General features: G+C 64.5%; 17 protein-coding genes. 4 read left to right on the forward strand and 13 right to left on the reverse strand.

All coding sequences use genetic code 11. The features are described from left to right. The first annotated feature begins 82 nt into the window (after positions 1–82). On the forward strand, positions 83–1,609 hold the full coding sequence (locus DFR67_RS01830; protein WP_110467680.1) for an AMP-binding protein: 1,527 nt from the start codon (positions 83–85) through the stop codon (positions 1,607–1,609). A gap of 74 nt (positions 1,610–1,683) precedes the next feature. Here the strand turns inward: DFR67_RS01830 and DFR67_RS01835 are convergent, their stop codons facing one another. Then, positions 1,684–3,315 (reverse strand): ABC-F family ATP-binding cassette domain-containing protein, encoded by a 1,632-nt coding sequence (locus DFR67_RS01835; RefSeq protein ID WP_110467681.1) that lies wholly within the window; start codon positions 3,313–3,315, stop codon positions 1,684–1,686. A 37-nt stretch (positions 3,316–3,352) separates the two neighbouring features. Between DFR67_RS01835 and DFR67_RS01840 the strand changes: the two genes are divergently transcribed. Further along, positions 3,353–4,486, forward strand: coding sequence for a lycopene cyclase family protein (locus DFR67_RS01840; protein ID WP_158539872.1), 1,134 nt, complete (start codon positions 3,353–3,355; stop codon positions 4,484–4,486). A 3-nt stretch (positions 4,487–4,489) separates the two neighbouring features. Here DFR67_RS01840 and DFR67_RS01845 read toward each other — a convergent pair whose 3' ends face one another. The 5 genes from DFR67_RS01845 to DFR67_RS01870 form a co-directional block, all read right to left on the reverse strand. Further along, positions 4,490–5,050, reverse strand: a complete 561-nt coding sequence (locus tag DFR67_RS01845; RefSeq protein ID WP_110467682.1) for an Asp23/Gls24 family envelope stress response protein — start codon at positions 5,048–5,050, stop codon at positions 4,490–4,492. Continuing rightward, on the reverse strand, positions 5,047–6,048 hold the full coding sequence (locus DFR67_RS01850; protein ID WP_158539873.1) for an Asp23/Gls24 family envelope stress response protein: 1,002 nt from the start codon (positions 6,046–6,048) through the stop codon (positions 5,047–5,049). The genes DFR67_RS01845 and DFR67_RS01850 overlap by 4 nt, the downstream gene beginning before the upstream one ends. Then, a complete protein-coding gene (locus DFR67_RS01855) occupies positions 6,041–6,220 on the reverse strand; it encodes a DUF2273 domain-containing protein (RefSeq protein WP_084836884.1) in 180 nt (59 codons plus the stop codon). Before DFR67_RS01855 ends, DFR67_RS01850 begins: the two co-directional genes overlap by 8 nt. Before the next feature lie 276 nt (positions 6,221–6,496). After that, positions 6,497–6,781, reverse strand: coding sequence for a hypothetical protein (locus tag DFR67_RS01865; protein WP_245937654.1), 285 nt, complete (start codon positions 6,779–6,781; stop codon positions 6,497–6,499). A 5-nt stretch (positions 6,782–6,786) separates the two neighbouring features. Beyond that, positions 6,787–7,272, reverse strand: coding sequence for an Asp23/Gls24 family envelope stress response protein (locus tag DFR67_RS01870; RefSeq protein ID WP_110467685.1), 486 nt, complete (start codon positions 7,270–7,272; stop codon positions 6,787–6,789). A 144-nt stretch (positions 7,273–7,416) separates the two neighbouring features. On the opposite strand from DFR67_RS01870, the gene DFR67_RS01875 reads away from it, so the two are divergent. Together DFR67_RS01875 and DFR67_RS01880 are read left to right on the forward strand one after the other, a co-directional pair. Further along, positions 7,417–8,016 carry an RNA polymerase sigma factor gene (locus DFR67_RS01875; RefSeq protein ID WP_110467686.1) on the forward strand — a complete coding sequence of 200 codons (600 nt, stop codon included), beginning with the start codon at positions 7,417–7,419 and terminating at the stop codon, positions 8,014–8,016. Positions 8,017–8,022: 6 nt separating this feature from the next. Beyond that, positions 8,023–8,457, forward strand: coding sequence for a hypothetical protein (locus tag DFR67_RS01880; protein WP_110467687.1), 435 nt, complete (start codon positions 8,023–8,025; stop codon positions 8,455–8,457). Positions 8,458–8,558: 101 nt separating this feature from the next. Here DFR67_RS01880 and DFR67_RS01885 read toward each other — a convergent pair whose 3' ends face one another. The 7 genes from DFR67_RS01885 to DFR67_RS01915 are packed head-to-tail and all read right to left on the reverse strand — an operon-like array spanning position 8,559 to position 14,998. Next, positions 8,559–8,918, reverse strand: a complete 360-nt coding sequence (locus DFR67_RS01885) for a metal-sulfur cluster assembly factor (RefSeq protein WP_110467688.1) — start codon at positions 8,916–8,918, stop codon at positions 8,559–8,561. Beyond that, a complete protein-coding gene (gene sufU, locus DFR67_RS01890) occupies positions 8,915–9,385 on the reverse strand; it encodes a Fe-S cluster assembly sulfur transfer protein SufU (protein ID WP_110467689.1) in 471 nt (156 codons plus the stop codon). The genes DFR67_RS01885 and sufU overlap by 4 nt, the downstream gene beginning before the upstream one ends. Next, complete coding sequence (locus DFR67_RS01895; protein WP_110467690.1) at positions 9,385–10,683, reverse strand: SufS family cysteine desulfurase; 1,299 nt, start codon at positions 10,681–10,683, stop codon at positions 9,385–9,387. The genes sufU and DFR67_RS01895 overlap by 1 nt, the downstream gene beginning before the upstream one ends. Before the next feature lie 23 nt (positions 10,684–10,706). Next, positions 10,707–11,477, reverse strand: coding sequence for a Fe-S cluster assembly ATPase SufC (gene sufC / locus DFR67_RS01900; protein ID WP_110467691.1), 771 nt, complete (start codon positions 11,475–11,477; stop codon positions 10,707–10,709). 58 nt (positions 11,478–11,535) lie between these two features. After that, positions 11,536–12,744, reverse strand: a complete 1,209-nt coding sequence (gene sufD / locus DFR67_RS01905) for a Fe-S cluster assembly protein SufD (RefSeq protein ID WP_110467692.1) — start codon at positions 12,742–12,744, stop codon at positions 11,536–11,538. Beyond that, positions 12,741–14,195 carry a Fe-S cluster assembly protein SufB gene (gene sufB, locus DFR67_RS01910; RefSeq protein ID WP_110467693.1) on the reverse strand — a complete coding sequence of 485 codons (1,455 nt, stop codon included), beginning with the start codon at positions 14,193–14,195 and terminating at the stop codon, positions 12,741–12,743. The genes sufD and sufB overlap by 4 nt, the downstream gene beginning before the upstream one ends. Then, positions 14,192–14,998 (reverse strand): helix-turn-helix transcriptional regulator, encoded by an 807-nt coding sequence (locus DFR67_RS01915; RefSeq protein ID WP_110467694.1) that lies wholly within the window; start codon positions 14,996–14,998, stop codon positions 14,192–14,194. The genes sufB and DFR67_RS01915 overlap by 4 nt, the downstream gene beginning before the upstream one ends. Positions 14,999–15,182 lie beyond the last annotated feature (184 nt).

Consider the following 15,182-nt stretch of genomic DNA (forward strand, 5'->3'; position numbering starts at 1 on the left):
CCCTCGCGGGCACCTGACCATGTGATAGTTCTGGTTAACATATGCGGTCAGGTCGATCGCGCTCCAGAGCCGGAGGTTATGAATGTTCCCGGGCAATTTTGTCGCAACGACACCTGACAAAGTCGCAGTCGTGCGACCCGCGACAGGCGAGTCGATCACGTACGCCGAGCTCGACCGTGATTCGACAAAAGTCGCCCACTATCTCCGCGATCTCGGCCTACGCCGCGGCGACTGTATTGCGATGGTGTCCACCAACGACATCAGGATGCTCGTGATCTACTGGGCGGCAGTGCGTTCGGGCATGTATGTCACCGCCATCAACAATCACCTCACCGCAGACGAGACCAACTACATCCTCGGTGACTGCGGCGCGGTTGCGCTCTTCGCCTCGGCCGAGGTCGCTGATTCGGTCTCCGCCGTCGGCCAGGTGCCGACCCTCACGCACCGCATCGCCTGGGCCGGCGACCTTTCGGGCTTCGAGTCCTACGACCAGATTCTCGCCGCGGCGTCGGACGCCCCGCTCGACGATCAACCACGCGGCCAGGACATGCTGTACTCCTCCGGCACCACGGGACGCCCGAAGGGCATCAAGGTGCCTTTGCAGGACGGTCAGGTGAACGAGATCCCCGACCCCTATACGGCGGTCTTCTCGGTCATCTACGGTTTCGATCAAGAGTGCGTCTACCTGTGTCCGGCACCGCTGTATCACGCTGCGCCGCTGCGCTATTGCGGCATGGTCAACTCCGTCGGCGGCACGGTGGTCTTGATGGACCGCTTCGATGCCGAGGGCGCGCTACAGCTGATCGACGAGTACCGGGTCACCCACAGCCAGTGGGTGCCGACAATGTTCATCCGGATGCTGAAGTTGCCAGAAGAGATCCGCACCAAGTACGACGTGAGCAGCCTCAAGATCGCGATCCACGCCGCAGCGCCGTGCCCACCCGAGGTCAAACAGGCGATGATCGCATGGTGGGGACCGGTCATTCACGAGTACTACGCCTCCACAGAGGGTTCCGGCGCCACCTTCATCAACAGTGAACAGGCACTCGCCCACCCAGGCTCGGTGGGTCAGCCCTTACTCGGCGTGATCCGCATCTGCGCGGACGACGGCACCGAACTGCCCGTCGGCGAGATCGGCACAGTGTTCTTCGAACGTGACGAGTTACCGTTCGAGTACTACAACGACCCCCAGAAGACAAGGGAGGCACAGCATCCCCAGCACCCGGCATGGACCACCAGTGGCGATGTCGGCTACGTCGACGCCGAGGGATTCCTGTACCTGACCGACCGCAAGTCGTTCATGATCATCTCGGGCGGCGTCAACATCTACCCGCAAGAGGCCGAGAACATCCTGATCGGGCATCCCGCGGTCTTCGACATCGGCATCATCGGGATCCCCGACCCGGACCTGGGCGAAGTCGCGAAGGCGTGCGTCCAACTCGAGCCCGGAACCGAGGCGTCCGATGAGTTGGCGGTAGAGCTGATCGATTTCGCGCGGTCACGACTTGCGCCTTACAAGGTGCCGAAGAGCATCGATTTCGTCGATTCTCTGCCTCGCACACCGACCGGCAAACTCGTCAAACGTGAGCTGCAGGCCCGGTACGTCTGACCCGGGCCCCGATAGTGGTGGGTTCTGGCGACCGTTTCCGCAGGTCACCTACGCCAGAACCCACCAAGATCGGACTAAGCCAGCTCGATGATCTCCTGGTAGTCCGCCGACCAGTGATCCTCGGTGCCGTCGGGCAGCAAAATCACCCGCTGGGGATCGAGCGCCGCTGCCGCACCCGGATCGTGGGTCACCAGGACCACAGCTCCCTTGTAGCTACGCAACGCGTCGAGGACCTGCTCGCGCGAGATCGGGTCGAGGTTGTTGGTGGGCTCATCGAGCAACAGCACGTTGGCAGCCGACGACACCAGACCCGCCAGCGCGAGGCGCGTCTTCTCACCACCGGAAAGGGTCCCCGCAGGCTGATCGAGCTGTGGACCGGTGAACATGAACGCGCCGAGAAGCCCTCTCAGGTCCTGCTCGCCGGCGTCAGGTGCGGCATGGCGGATGTTCTCCCAGACACTGGCCTGATCATCGAGCGTTTCGTGCTCCTGCGCGAAATAGCCGATCTTCAAACCATATCCGGGCTCCAGCGTGCCCCGCTCCGCGGTTTCGACGCCCGCCAGCAGACGCAGGAGCGTGGTCTTTCCCGCGCCGTTGAGCCCGAGGACGACCACGCGACTCCCCCGGTCGATCGCGAGATCGACCCCCGCGAAGATCTCGAGGGATCCGTACATCTTCGTCAGCCCGGACGCCATCAGCGGGGTCTTGCCGCACGAGGCCGGATCCGGGAATCTGATCTTGGCGGTGCGGTCGGCCACCCGCTCCTCGTCAAGATTCTCGATCATGCGCTCCGCGCGCTTCAGCATGTTCTGCGCTGCAACGGCTTTCGTCGCCTTCGCACCCATCTTCGCGGCCTGGACACGCAGTGCGCCCGCCTTCTTCTCGGCGTTGGCGCGTTCACGTTTGCGACGCTGTTCGTCGGTCGCACGTGCGTCCAGGTACTTCTGCCAGCTCATGTTGTAGATGTCGGCCTCGCCGCGTACCGCATCGAGGAACCACACCCGGTTCACCACGTCGCCGAGCAATTCCACGTCGTGGCTGATGACGACCAGACCGCCGTCATGGTTGAGCAGGAACGAACGGAGCCAGGTGATGGAGTCGGCGTCGAGGTGGTTGGTGGGCTCGTCGAGCAACAGGGTGGTACCCGACTTGCCACCGCTGCCATCCGAGGCGGCGAACAGGATCCGCGCGAGTTCGATGCGACGACGCTGTCCGCCCGACAATGTTCGCAGCGGCTGCGCGAGCACCCGGTCGGGCAGCCCGAGACTGTTGCAGATCCGTGCGGCCTCCGACTCGGCGACATAGCCGCCGAGCGACGAGAACCGATCTTCGAGGACTCCGTAGCGGTCGACCGCCTTGTCGCGGGCCTTCTCATCGACGACCTCGGCCATCAACGCCTGCTGCTTCTCGAGATCGCGCAGCAGGGTGTCGAGACCGCGGGCCGAGAGCACCCGGTCCTTCGCAAGCACCTCCAGATCGCCCTCACGCGGATCCTGAGGCAAATAGCCGATCTCACCACTGTTGGTCACCGAGCCGGCGTAAGGTTCGCCCTCACCGGCCAAAATGCGCATCGTTGTGGTCTTGCCGGCACCGTTTCGGCCGACCAACCCGATGCGATCGCCGGGCTGCACCCGTAGCGCCGGACCAGGGGCGCTCAGCAGGGTGCGTACGCCTGCGCGTACCTCGAGGTCAGTTGCCGTAATCACGACGCGCCAGTGTACGCCAAAACGATACGGTGCCCGTATGACGAACCATCTCGTCGACCTCGCCGTGGTCGGAGCCGGGCCCGCAGGCCGCGCACTTGCCCACCGGGGCGCGGCCGCGGGACTGCAGGTGTCCCTGATCGACCCCGACGTCGACGCCCGGTGGAAACCCACCTACGCGGCATGGGCAGACGACCTTCCCGATTGGCTCGATCCGTCCGCGATCACCGCCCGCAGCCCAACCATCGCGGTCTACACGCCGGGACGCACGGTGCTCGACCGGCCCTACGTCACTCTGGGGACGGCCGAACTGCAGCAATCGCTGGGACTCGCGGGCGTGCGCATTCATCCACACCGTGCGGACGTCGTCGGAGAAACTTCGGTGCAGCTCGACGACGGTTCTGTGGTGCGCGCCCGAAACGTGGTGGACGCGCGTGGGTTGCGTGATCGGGACGCGCCCGCGCAAACCGCGTACGGAATCGTCGTCGCACGCTCGGTGGCTGAACCGCTGCTCGATGGCGCCGGGGCCATACTCATGGATTGGCGTGGCGCACAGAGTGACTCGACGCCCACGTTCCTCTACGTGATTCCATTGGACGACGACCGGGTGCTGCTGGAGGAAACGTGTCTCGCCGCAGCGCCTGCGATGTCCATCGGCGAGCTGCGTGGTCGACTGACCTCGCGCCTGGCGCATCTCGGTCTGGACATCGATGCACTCGAGGTGTTCGACACGGAGAAGGTGCGTTTTCCGCTCGTGGACACCGTCCGCCTCCCCTGGGAACACGGCAGACCTGTGCGCTTCGGAGCCGGCGGCGGAATGCTGCATCCGGCAACGGGTTACAGCGTCGCCGAATCATTGAGCGCAGCCGATGACCTGATCGCCGCCGTCGCGACCGGCGACGATCCGACGCAGGCGCTGTGGCCCTGGCGGGCACGGGCGGTGTACCGCCTGCGTGTGCGCGGGCTCGGAGCTCTGCTCAACCTGCCGAACTCGGAACTCGTCGGATTCTTCGAAGCGTTCTTCGCAGCTCCGGCAGGTCACCGGCGCGCTTACCTCAGCGGCCGTGTCCACCTGGCCGGAACTCTCGGTGCCATGGCCGGAACCGCTCTGCACGCGGACAGGAAACTGGCAGGCACCATCATCCGATCCGCGATGCGTTCGACGAGCAGCTGAGACTCACTTGTTGACCCCGCGATGGAGGAGCATCTGAACTTCGACGTCTGATCCCGCGAACGACAGTTGTAGTTGATGCCGCACAGCCCTGAGCACCTCGATGAGGTCGCGGCCGTCGGCCGTCGGGTCTGCGGTGACCGTGAGTTCGAGGATCGGTGTGCTGCCCTCGACGTAACTGCGGGTCCGGGTCGACTGGATACGACGGTGCCGCTCCAGTGACTTCGCAGCGGCCTTGCCCACATCGGAGACCGACACCGCGCAAGTTCCACCGACCACGACGGAGTCGGCGCCGACCGACACCGTACGCACCCGGTTCGGTCGTAGGTTGGCGGCCAGCAGCCACACGCCGGCGAGCGCAAGGATCACGGTGGCGGCGAGCAAGGCCCACGCCCACCACGATTGGTCCGGTGCCGTGTCGATTGCGGTGTTGTCCACCCGCGCCACCGCGTCCACGACGACGGCGACACCCTGCCACCACAGCACTGCCACCACGCCGCCGGCGATCAGCGCCAGTCCGGCGACGGCGACCACCAGTCGATCGATCGTGTGTACGGTGCGCCTCATGCCGGAGCTCCTTCCGCGATGACGGGTGGGCGTGGAGGCGCTCTGTGCGCGAGCACGACCTTCGGCGGCGACTCGAGCCAGCTCACCGCGTCATCGAGCCGTTCCTGTAGCTCGGCGCCGTCCGACCCGGGTTGACCCTGCACGGTCACCTTCGCCCTGCCTCTGCTCACCGTGGTGCCGGCGGAGACCGTGGTGTCGTCGTCCAGTGCGATCGCGCTGAGCCGTCGAGCGATGTCGGTGTCCCGGGTCCACACGCCGGGTGCGGCCGTGATGGCCCGATGGGTGCGCGCGCGGGGCCTGACGGCGTTGTAGAGCAGCCAGAGTCCCACCACGATGGCGCCGATCGCCACTACGGCCATCCAGGTCTGCCAGGGCGTGCCCGACACCCATCCGGCGGCGTCTGCCAGCCAGGGTTCGGAATTGTAGTGGCCCTGGGCCACCGCGTACTCGCGCCCGATCACCACGGCCGCGAGCACCGCAAGGAGGCCGATCAGCGCGGCGAGCAATCCTGCGGCCGGGTAGCTTCGCGGAGTGCGGTCATGTCGGGCGATCACGGGCTCAGGCGAATCTTGTTGCACAGCAACGATTTCTGCCACCTCTTCGGTGAGCAGCAATTCCGATGGGCTCACTGCCGCGACATCCACATCCACCCGTGCGGGCCGTCGCCCGGTCAACCGCGTCAACACGTCCGCGACGTGGTGCTGCACGGAGGCTGACACCTCGGCGGCCGACGAGGGCCAGCCGATCGCGATCTCCACAGCGATGGACGGATGCCGGGAATCGGAATCAGCCAGCGCTTTCGGCAGATTGCGGCCGGTCAGCGATCCGAGCGTCACCGAGTGGGCAACAACGCCCGGGACCTCCAGTGCGGCCTGCCGGGCGATCTGGGAGTAGACCCGCGCTTCGATGTGCAGATCTCCCCGATCGGCGGGCGGCGCCGGAGGTTGTACGTGTAGGTCGTGCGGTACCGACCGCTGCGCCACCGCGGTGTCAGCCACGGCCCTTGCTCCGCAGCAGTACGCCGAGATCTATACGACCGTCGCGGTGCGCCCCGACCGCGAGGCCGACCGCGCCGAAGACCAGCGCGATCAGCAGGCCGAAGAATCCGCCTGTGGTGACCGCCAACGCCAACATCAGGCCCACGATCAGCCCTAAGACGGTATTGCTCATGGGAAATACTCTTTTCTCGAATCGCTCGTTCAGATATCGATGTATCGGACACTCCCCGGAACCCACCGGGGCAGGAGTTGTCGCCAGCGCGTTCGCCGCGGCCGGGATCGCACGAACGTGGGGGGCGGGGCCCGCCTTGCCCTCGTCTCGAACTCGGCGTCAAGGCGGGCCAGCGCCGCATTCATGGTGTCGGACCGACCGCCGCGATCCGGATGGTGCTCGCGGATGAGCTGCCTCCGCCGCACTCGGTACTCCGGATCCGAGAAGCGGTCCGCGTCAGACCCTGGCGACGACATCCTCGACCACCACGGTTGCCGGCACACCGACCACGTCGGACGCCACGCGTTGGACCTCCGCGGCGACCGCTCTGATGTCGTCGTCGAGGAAGAGAACGACGTGGACCTCGACGCCGGATCTGTCGAGCCGGACACCGTTGACCCGACCGCCGGGCAAGTAGGTTGCCACCTCCCCGAGGACACCTCCGTGCAGCTCCGCGACCCCGTCCAGGCCGGTCACAGCGGTCGCCACCTGCTGGGCGGGGGTCACATCGTGGGTGGGCACACCGCTCACTGGACTCGCGGGCTGGACTGGCTGTCGGACCCGATCTCGTCGCCGTCGAGATGTACGTCGTGCACGGTCACGTTGACCTCGGCCACTTCCAGACCGGTCATCTTCTCGATCGCGTCGATCACGTTGGAGCGCACTGCCTGCGAGAGTTGGTGAATGGCGACGCCGTAGTCGGCGACCAATCCGATGTCGACGGCTGCCTGCCGCTCGCCGACCTCGACCGAAACACCCTGGGTGACGTTCGCAGATGCGCCCGGAATCGTCTCGCGCAGTTTTCCGACTGCACGAGCGGCTCCGCCGCCGAGGTCGTAGACCCCATCGACTTCGCGCGTCGCGATGCCGGCGATCTTGGCGATCACCACGTCGGCGATCGATGTCTTGCCGTGATCGCCCGCAACCACATCCCCGCCGATAGACGACGCGACGATGTCGCGGTCTTGCGCCGAACCCGTTGCGCCAACGGTCTTTGTTGCTGCAGTTGTCATGTGAATGGCTCCTTGCGTCGATGGGTCTCGATCTCGGTGGACCCGAATCTTTCCGATCCATCTACTTAGACGACGGTCCCCGCGCAAAGTGCACGCGAGGCCACAAGTGACTTCCACCACTACCGCCTATGGCATGCTTAACAAGTGAACGAACAGGGCGAAGATTCGTTGATTCGCGCCGCAGCCATCGGAGACAGACTCGCTTTTGACGAGCTCGTCCGGCGGCACCTGCGACCGCTGTTGAGTTACGCCACCCGCCTCGTGTCGGACCCGACGACGGCTGAGGACGTCACGCAGGAGACCTTCATCGCGGCCTGGCGCAACCTCCCCGACTACGAACAGCGCTCTTCATTTCGCACCTGGCTGTTCACGATCGCGTCGCGTAAGGCGATCGACCTGCGCCGACGTCGTTCGGCGATCCCGACGGAGGACGACCGACTGGACGGCCCGGACCGCCGCAACACCGACCCGTACGACCAGTACGTCGGGCAAACCCTGTTCGACGCGTTGCAGGTCGAGTTGGAGCGGTTGAGCTACCACGCCAGAGCGTGCTGGTGGCTACGGGAGGTCGAGGGCTTGTCCCACGAGGAAATCGCAACAGCCTTGGCGATCACACGAGGTTCGGTGCGCGGCCACCTGCAGCGAGCAAGGGCGCACCTGGCGCAACAACTTGCGCCATGGAATCCGGACAGACACGATCGAAGTGAGACGCAGCGGAGCTCGACCGAACAGCGGAGAGGATGACCTGTAATGGCACAGCCCGCGAACGACAACGATCTGTGGATCGCCGACGCCGCAGCCCAACTCGGTGACCGCACCGACGACACCGACGTCTACAACAGGCTTGCGCCGAAGCTGCGCGCCACAGTGCGGCGCGGGGTCCCGATCGCCACAGACAGCGCCGGTATCGAGGTCAACACCAGGGCGCTGCGGTTCTCGCTCGCGCGCATCGTCGGCGATGTGTGCCAACGCGAAATCGCTGCGTTGCACTTCGACACCGACGGAAAGATCATCCAACGAGTGCGTCTGGATCTGGTCGGACGCTACGACGACGAACTCGGAGTCCTCGGCGACCACGTCCGCGACACCGTGAGAGCGGGTCTGGGCCAACTGCTCGGCCCGGCCACCGGCGCACAAATAGCCATCGAGGTCCGCTGGACGGACCTCGAATCGCCTACGTCCTGAAACTCCGACACGCCTACCAACCGCACACGCTCCACAAATGCGAAGACGCTCCACGTATTTGTGGAGCGTCTTCGTATTGGTGGAGCGTCTTGAAATGACCGTCAGACGGTGAAGCCGAGGGCGCGCAACTGATCACGGCCGTCGTCGGTGATCTTGTCCGGGCCCCACGGCGGCAGCCACACCCAGTTGAGCTCGATATCGGTGCACAGACCGGACGAGGTGATCAGGACCGAACGGATCTGATCCTCGATGACGTCGGTCAACGGGCAGGCCGCCGACGTCAGGGTCATATCGATCTTTGCCACCGCGTCGCTGTTCACGTCGAGACCGTAGACCAGTCCGAGATCGACGACGTTGATGCCGAGCTCGGGGTCCACCACGTCACGCATGGCCTCTTCGATGTCTTCGATTTTCGGGAGCGAAGTCTGCACTTCGCCCGCCGACGCAACTTCTTCACTCATGCTGACTCCCTGGCCGAATTCTCTTTGCTGACAACTGTTTGTGCCAGCGCGTCTTTGAATGCCATCCATCCGAGCAACGCGCACTTCACGCGTGCCGGGTACTTGCTGACCCCGACGAAGGCGATACCGTCGCCGATGACTTCTTCATCGCCTTCGACCCTGCCGCGCGAGGTCATCATCGTGTTGAAGGAGTCGACCGTGGCCAAGGCCTCTTCAACAGACTGCCCCACCAACTGTTCGAACATCACCGACGTCGAAGCCTGCGATATCGAGCAGCCCTGACCGTCGTACGACACGTCGGTTACCTGGTGTCCGTCCTCGGACAAGTGGACCCGCAGGGTGACCTCGTCACCGCAGGTCGGATTGACGTGGTGCACCTCGGCACCGAAAGGGTCGCGCAGCCCACGCCCCTGGGGATGTTTGTAATGGTCCAGGATCACTTCCTGGTACATCTGCTCCATGCGCATCAGGCACCGGCCTCGTGCACGCCGAAGAACCGCTGCGCCTTGACGATCGCTGCCGCCAAAGCATCGACCTCGCTCAGCGTGTTGTAGGCCGCGAACGATGCACGTGCAGTTGCCGCGATACCGAAGCGCTTGTGCAGTGGCCATGCGCAGTGGTGCCCGACCCGGATCGCGACCCCCTCGTCATCGAGAATCTGTCCGAGGTCGTGGGCGTGAAGTCCCTCGACGACAAATGACACAGCACCGCCGCGGCGATCGGTTGTCTCCGGACCGATGATGCGGACCCCGTCGATCTTCCCGAGTGCCTCGAGCGTTGCTTCGACGAGTTCGAGTTCATGCGCAGCGATTGCGTCCATACCCAGGTCCTGCAGGTAACGGACGGCTGCGCCGAGTCCGATCACCTGAGAGGTCATGGGCACACCGGCCTCGAATCCCTGCGGGGCCGGAGCGTAGGTGGACACATCCATGCTGACGGTCTCGATCATCGAGCCACCGGTGATGAACGGCGGCAGCTGCGCCAGCAGTTCACGTTTGCCGTAGAGCACACCGACACCCGACGGACCGAACATCTTGTGTCCGGAGAACGCCGCGAAATCGACGTCGAGCGCGTGGAAATCAACCGACATGTGCGGCACCGACTGGCAGGCGTCGAGTACGACCAGAGCGCCGACGGCACGCGCCCGGCGCACCATCTCCGGAACGTCTGCGACCGCCCCTGTGACATTCGACTGATGGGTGAAGGCAACAACCTTCACCGTCTCGTCGAGTGCCAGCGAATCGAGATCGATCCGACCCTCGTCTGTGACGCCATACCATTTGAGGTCGGCCCCGGTCCGGCGGCAGAGCTCTTGCCACGGAACAAGATTCGCGTGGTGTTCGAGTTCGGTGATCACGACGGTGTCCCCGGGGCCGAGTGCGCTGCCGCCCAGCAGATCAGCGCTGCGCTCGTCGCCGAGCGTGTAGGTGACCAGGTTGAGCGCCTCGGTCGCGTTCTTGGTGAACGCGATCTCGTCGAAATCTGCACCGACGAATTGCGCGATCACCGCCCGCGCGTCCTCGTATGCGTCAGTGGCCTCTTCCGCCAGCTGATGCGCACCACGATGTACCGCCGCGTTGCGGGTGAGCAAGAAGTCGCGTTCGGCGTCGAGCACCTGCATCGGACGCTGGCTGGTCGCCCCGGAATCGAGGTACACCAGCGGTTTGTCGTCGCGAACCGTCCGGCCAAGGATGGGGAAATCGGCGCGGACAGCGCTCACGTTCAACGCCGCCTCGATCGAGGAGCTCTGATCGGTGGTCGTCACGTCTGCCCTCCTGAAAGTCTGACTCAGACGCCCGCGGCCTGGGTGAATCGGATGTAGCCGTTGTCCTCGAGCTCGTCTGCGAGTTCGGGCCCGCCGGACTCGACGATGCGGCCGGCAACGAACACATGCACGAAATCGGGCTTGATGTACCGAAGGATGCGGGTGTAGTGCGTGATCAGCAGGACGCCGCCGTTCTCTGTCTCCTTGTAGCGGTTGACGCCCTCGGATACCACCCGAAGCGCGTCGACATCGAGGCCTGAGTCGGTCTCGTCGAGGATCGCGATCTTCGGCTTCAGCAGACCGAGCTGGAGGATCTCGTGACGCTTCTTCTCGCCGCCGGAGAATCCCTCGTTGACGCTGCGTTCACTGAACGAAGGATCGATGTCGAGCTCGGTCATCGCTTCTTTGGTCTCCTTGACCCAGTGGCGCAGCTTGGGTGCCTCACCACGCACTGCGGTGGCCGCGGTGCGCAGGAAGTTCGACATCGACACACCCGGCACCTCGACTGGGTACTGCATTGCCAGGAACAGGCCGGCACGCGCTCGTTCGTCGACCGACATCTCGAGGACGTTCTCACCGTCGAGGGTGATCGAGCCCTGGGTCACCTCGTACTTGGGATGTCCTGCGATGGCGTACGACAGCGTCGACTTGCCCGAGCCGTTCGGACCCATGATCGCGTGCGTCGCGCCTGACTCGATGGTCAGGTTGACGCCCTTGAGGATTCGGATGGGTTCGGCGTCGGTGTCGCTCTGCTTCACATTGACGTGCAGATCGCGGATTTCCAGAGTAGCCACTGTATTTTCAGTCCTTGCCTGTATCTGTGCTTGAAAGTTTGTTGGTGTCGGCCGGGGCTCAGGCGCCGGCGACCCCGAGTTCGGCTTCGACTGCCGCTTCGAGCCGCTCACGCAACTCCGGCACACCTATCTTGGCGATCACCTCACCGAAGAAGCCGCGAACCACCAACCGGCGGGCCTGGTCTTCGGGGATGCCGCGCGCCTGCAGGTAGAACAGCTGCTCATCGTCGAAACGTCCGGTGGCGCTGGCGTGTCCGGCCCCGACGATCTCGCCGGTCTCGATTTCCAGGTTGGGCACGGAGTCGGCGCGTGCACCGTCGGTGAGGATCAGGTTCCGGTTGAGCTCGAACGTGTCGGTTCCCTCGGCCTCGGCACGGATCAGCACATCGCCGACCCAGACCGTATGAGCTTCCCGGGTTCGATCGCCAGCGACGCCCTGCAGGGCACCTTTGTAGACGACGTTCGAACGGCAGTGCGGCTGAGAGTGATCCACGAACAGGTGCTGCTCGAGGTGCTGTCCGGCGTCTGCGAAGTACAGCCCGAGCAACTCGGCGTCGCCTCCGGGTCCGTCGTAGTGCACGATCGGGGACATACGTACCAGGTCGCCGCCCAGACTGATGGCGAAATGCCGCAGCACCGCGTCGCGTCCGAGCCGATTGTGGTGTGCGGCAACATGGACCGCGTCATCGGCCCAGTCGTGAAGATTGACGACGGTCAGATGCGCACTGTCGCCGACGATGAACTCGATGTTCTCGGCGTACGTGCCGGAGCCCTTCTGGTCGATGACCACGACGGCTTTGGCGAAGGCCTCGAGACGGACCTGCAGATGCCCGAATGCGAACTCACCCACGCCGGGACCCTCGATCACAACTGTGATCGGGTCTGCCGGCGTGACCTCTTTGCCGACCGTGATCACGGTCGCCTGGGAGAATGACGAGTACGCCTGTGCTGCTACGCGATCGAAGGGCACCCCGCCCTGTCCGAGACGCTTGTCGTCACGGCCGACGGTCTCGACGCTCGTGCCGTCGACGAGACCCTCGACCGTCGTCACCGCTTGCGCGGTCGCTTTCGCCGATCCGTCGTGCAGTCCGCGCAGGCGCCGGAACGGGGTGAACCTCCACGCCTCGTCCTTGGACCGCGGGACCTCGAACGCATCGACGTCGAACGAGGTGAACTGCTCCCCTTTGTTCGCGACAGGCCGCACGTTCTCGCCCTGTACCGCGCCGACCACTCCGGCCGGTCCTGCAACTCCGGAAGGAGAACTCATCCCACCGACCCTTCCATCTGCAGTTCGATCAGTCGGTTGAGCTCGAGCGCGTACTCCATGGGGAGTTCCTTGGCGATCGGCTCCACGAATCCGCGGACCACCATGGCCATCGCCTCGTCCTCGGTCAGGCCGCGGCTCATCAGATAGAAGATCTGATCGTCGCTGACCTTGGAGACGGTTGCCTCGTGACCCATGGTCACGTCGTCCTCACGGATGTCGACGTACGGGTAGGTGTCGCTGCGGCTGATCTGATCCACCAGCAGGGCGTCACACTTGACCGTCGAACGGCTGCCGTGTGCACCCTTGTTCACCTGGACCAGACCGCGGTACGACGCCCGGCCACCACCACGCGCCACCGACTTGCTGACGATGTTCGAGGACGTGTTCGGAGCCAGATGGACCATCTTCGAGCCGGTGTCCTGGTGCTGTCCGGGTCCGGCGAATGCCACCGAGAGGACCTCACCCTTGGCGCCTTCTCCGGTCATCCACACAGCCGGGTACTTCATGGTGACCTTGGAACCGATGTTGCCGTCGACCCACTCCATGGTGGCGCCGGCTTCGGCCTTGGCCCGCTTGGTCACCAGGTTGTAGACGTTGTTCGACCAGTTCTGGATGGTGGTGTAACGGCAGCGGCCACCCTTCTTCACGATGATCTCGACGACAGCGGAGTGCAGCGAGTCGGTCTTGTAGATCGGCGCTGTGCAGCCCTCGACGTAATGCACATATGCACCCTCGTCGACGATGATCAGGGTCCGTTCGAACTGACCCATGTTCTCGGTGTTGATCCGGAAGTAGGCCTGCAACGGGATGTCGACGTGCACGCCCGGCGGCACGTAGATGAACGACCCACCCGACCACACGGCGGTGTTCAACGCGGAGAATTTGTTGTCCCCGGCCGGGATCACGGTTCCGAAGTACTCCTGGAACAGCTCGGGCTGCTCGCGCAGCGCGGTGTCCGTGTCGAGGAACAACACACCCTGCTCCTCGAGATCCTCGCGGATCGAGTGGTAGACGACCTCGGACTCGTACTGCGCCGCGACACCGGAGACCAGACGCTGCTTCTCCGCCTCGGGGATTCCGAGCTTGTCGTAGGTGTTCTTGATGTCCTCGGGCAGGTCATCCCAGGTGGCGGCCTGCTTCTCGCTGGACCGCACGAAGTACTTGATGTTCTCGAAGTCGATGCCGTCGAGATTCGAGCCCCAGCTCGGCATCGGCTTGCGCTCGAAGATCGACAGCGCCTTCAGACGTGCAGCGAGCATCCACTCGGGCTCGCTCTTCTTCGACGAGATGTCGGCGACGACCGCCTCGGAGATGCCGCGCTTCGCGCTTGCTCCCGCGACGTCCGAATCCGCCCAGCCGTATCCATAGGCGCCGAAAGAATCGATCGTCTCTTCCTGCGTCAGTACGCCCGCAGCTGCTGTCTGTGTGGGTGTCGGGTCTGTGACCGTCATGTGTGACTCCTTCCGGAGGCTGCCGGTGCCGACGCGGGCTGGGCGTCGACCTGATTTGCCACCTGCAGATTTGCAAGCGGCACATGGGTGGTGCATGCGCAGTCACCGTTGGCGATGGTTGCCAGGCGCTGCACGTGGGTACCGAGTTTTTCGGTGAAGGCTGCTGTCTCCGCCTCGCAGAGTTCGGGGAACTCCGAGGCCACATGCGCCACCGGGCAGTGGTGCTGGCAGATCTGCACACCATTACCAACGCGCCGAGTGGTCGCAGAAAATCCCGCACTGGTCAGTGCTTCGGCAATTTCTTCTGCCGTGCGTTCGAGCTCTTCCGGCGAACTGCCGGACACCTGCACGTCAGAGACGATTTCTTGAGCACGGTCCCGGGCGAACTCCTGGACCGCCTCTTCGCCTCCGATACGACGGAGTCGTCGCATGACGGCGCCCGCGAGGTCGTCGTAGGCGTGCTTGAGCCGACCGCGACCTGCAGCGGTGAGCTGGAAGTGTTTGGCGGGCCTACCGCGGCCACGCTGGGCGTACCGCGGCGCGGCGGTGGATACCACGTCACCCGTGGCGATCATCGCGTCGAGATGACGCCGGACCGCAGTGGGGGTGATCCCGAGTTCTTCGCCGATGTGGCCGGCGGTCACGGGCCCCTGTTCCAGGATCAGTGTGACCACCGCGGCACGGGTGTGGCCGTCATGACTGACGGTCACCGGACTGTGCAGTCCGTCGGCGCCCTGTGTGCCCGGCGCATCAGAGATCGATGCCACCGCGAGGGCATGCGAGCGTTCCTGAGCCGTTTTCACAACACAAGTGTTACCGAAATAAGATTCGATTGCTAGCAAGGGTCACCTTGCTTGGCAGTGTCTGTTACATCACCCCGGCATCGCAGGGCGTCCGTGATGGCCTCACCGGCGCACATCGTCGTGCGATTACAGTCTCACCTGTGCCGGAACCCACAGCCACCGATCTCGACGCGAGTGCTCCGGC

The sequence above is a fragment of the Williamsia limnetica genome, assembly GCF_003217475.1.
Lineage (GTDB): Bacteria > Actinomycetota > Actinomycetes > Mycobacteriales > Mycobacteriaceae > Williamsia > Williamsia limnetica.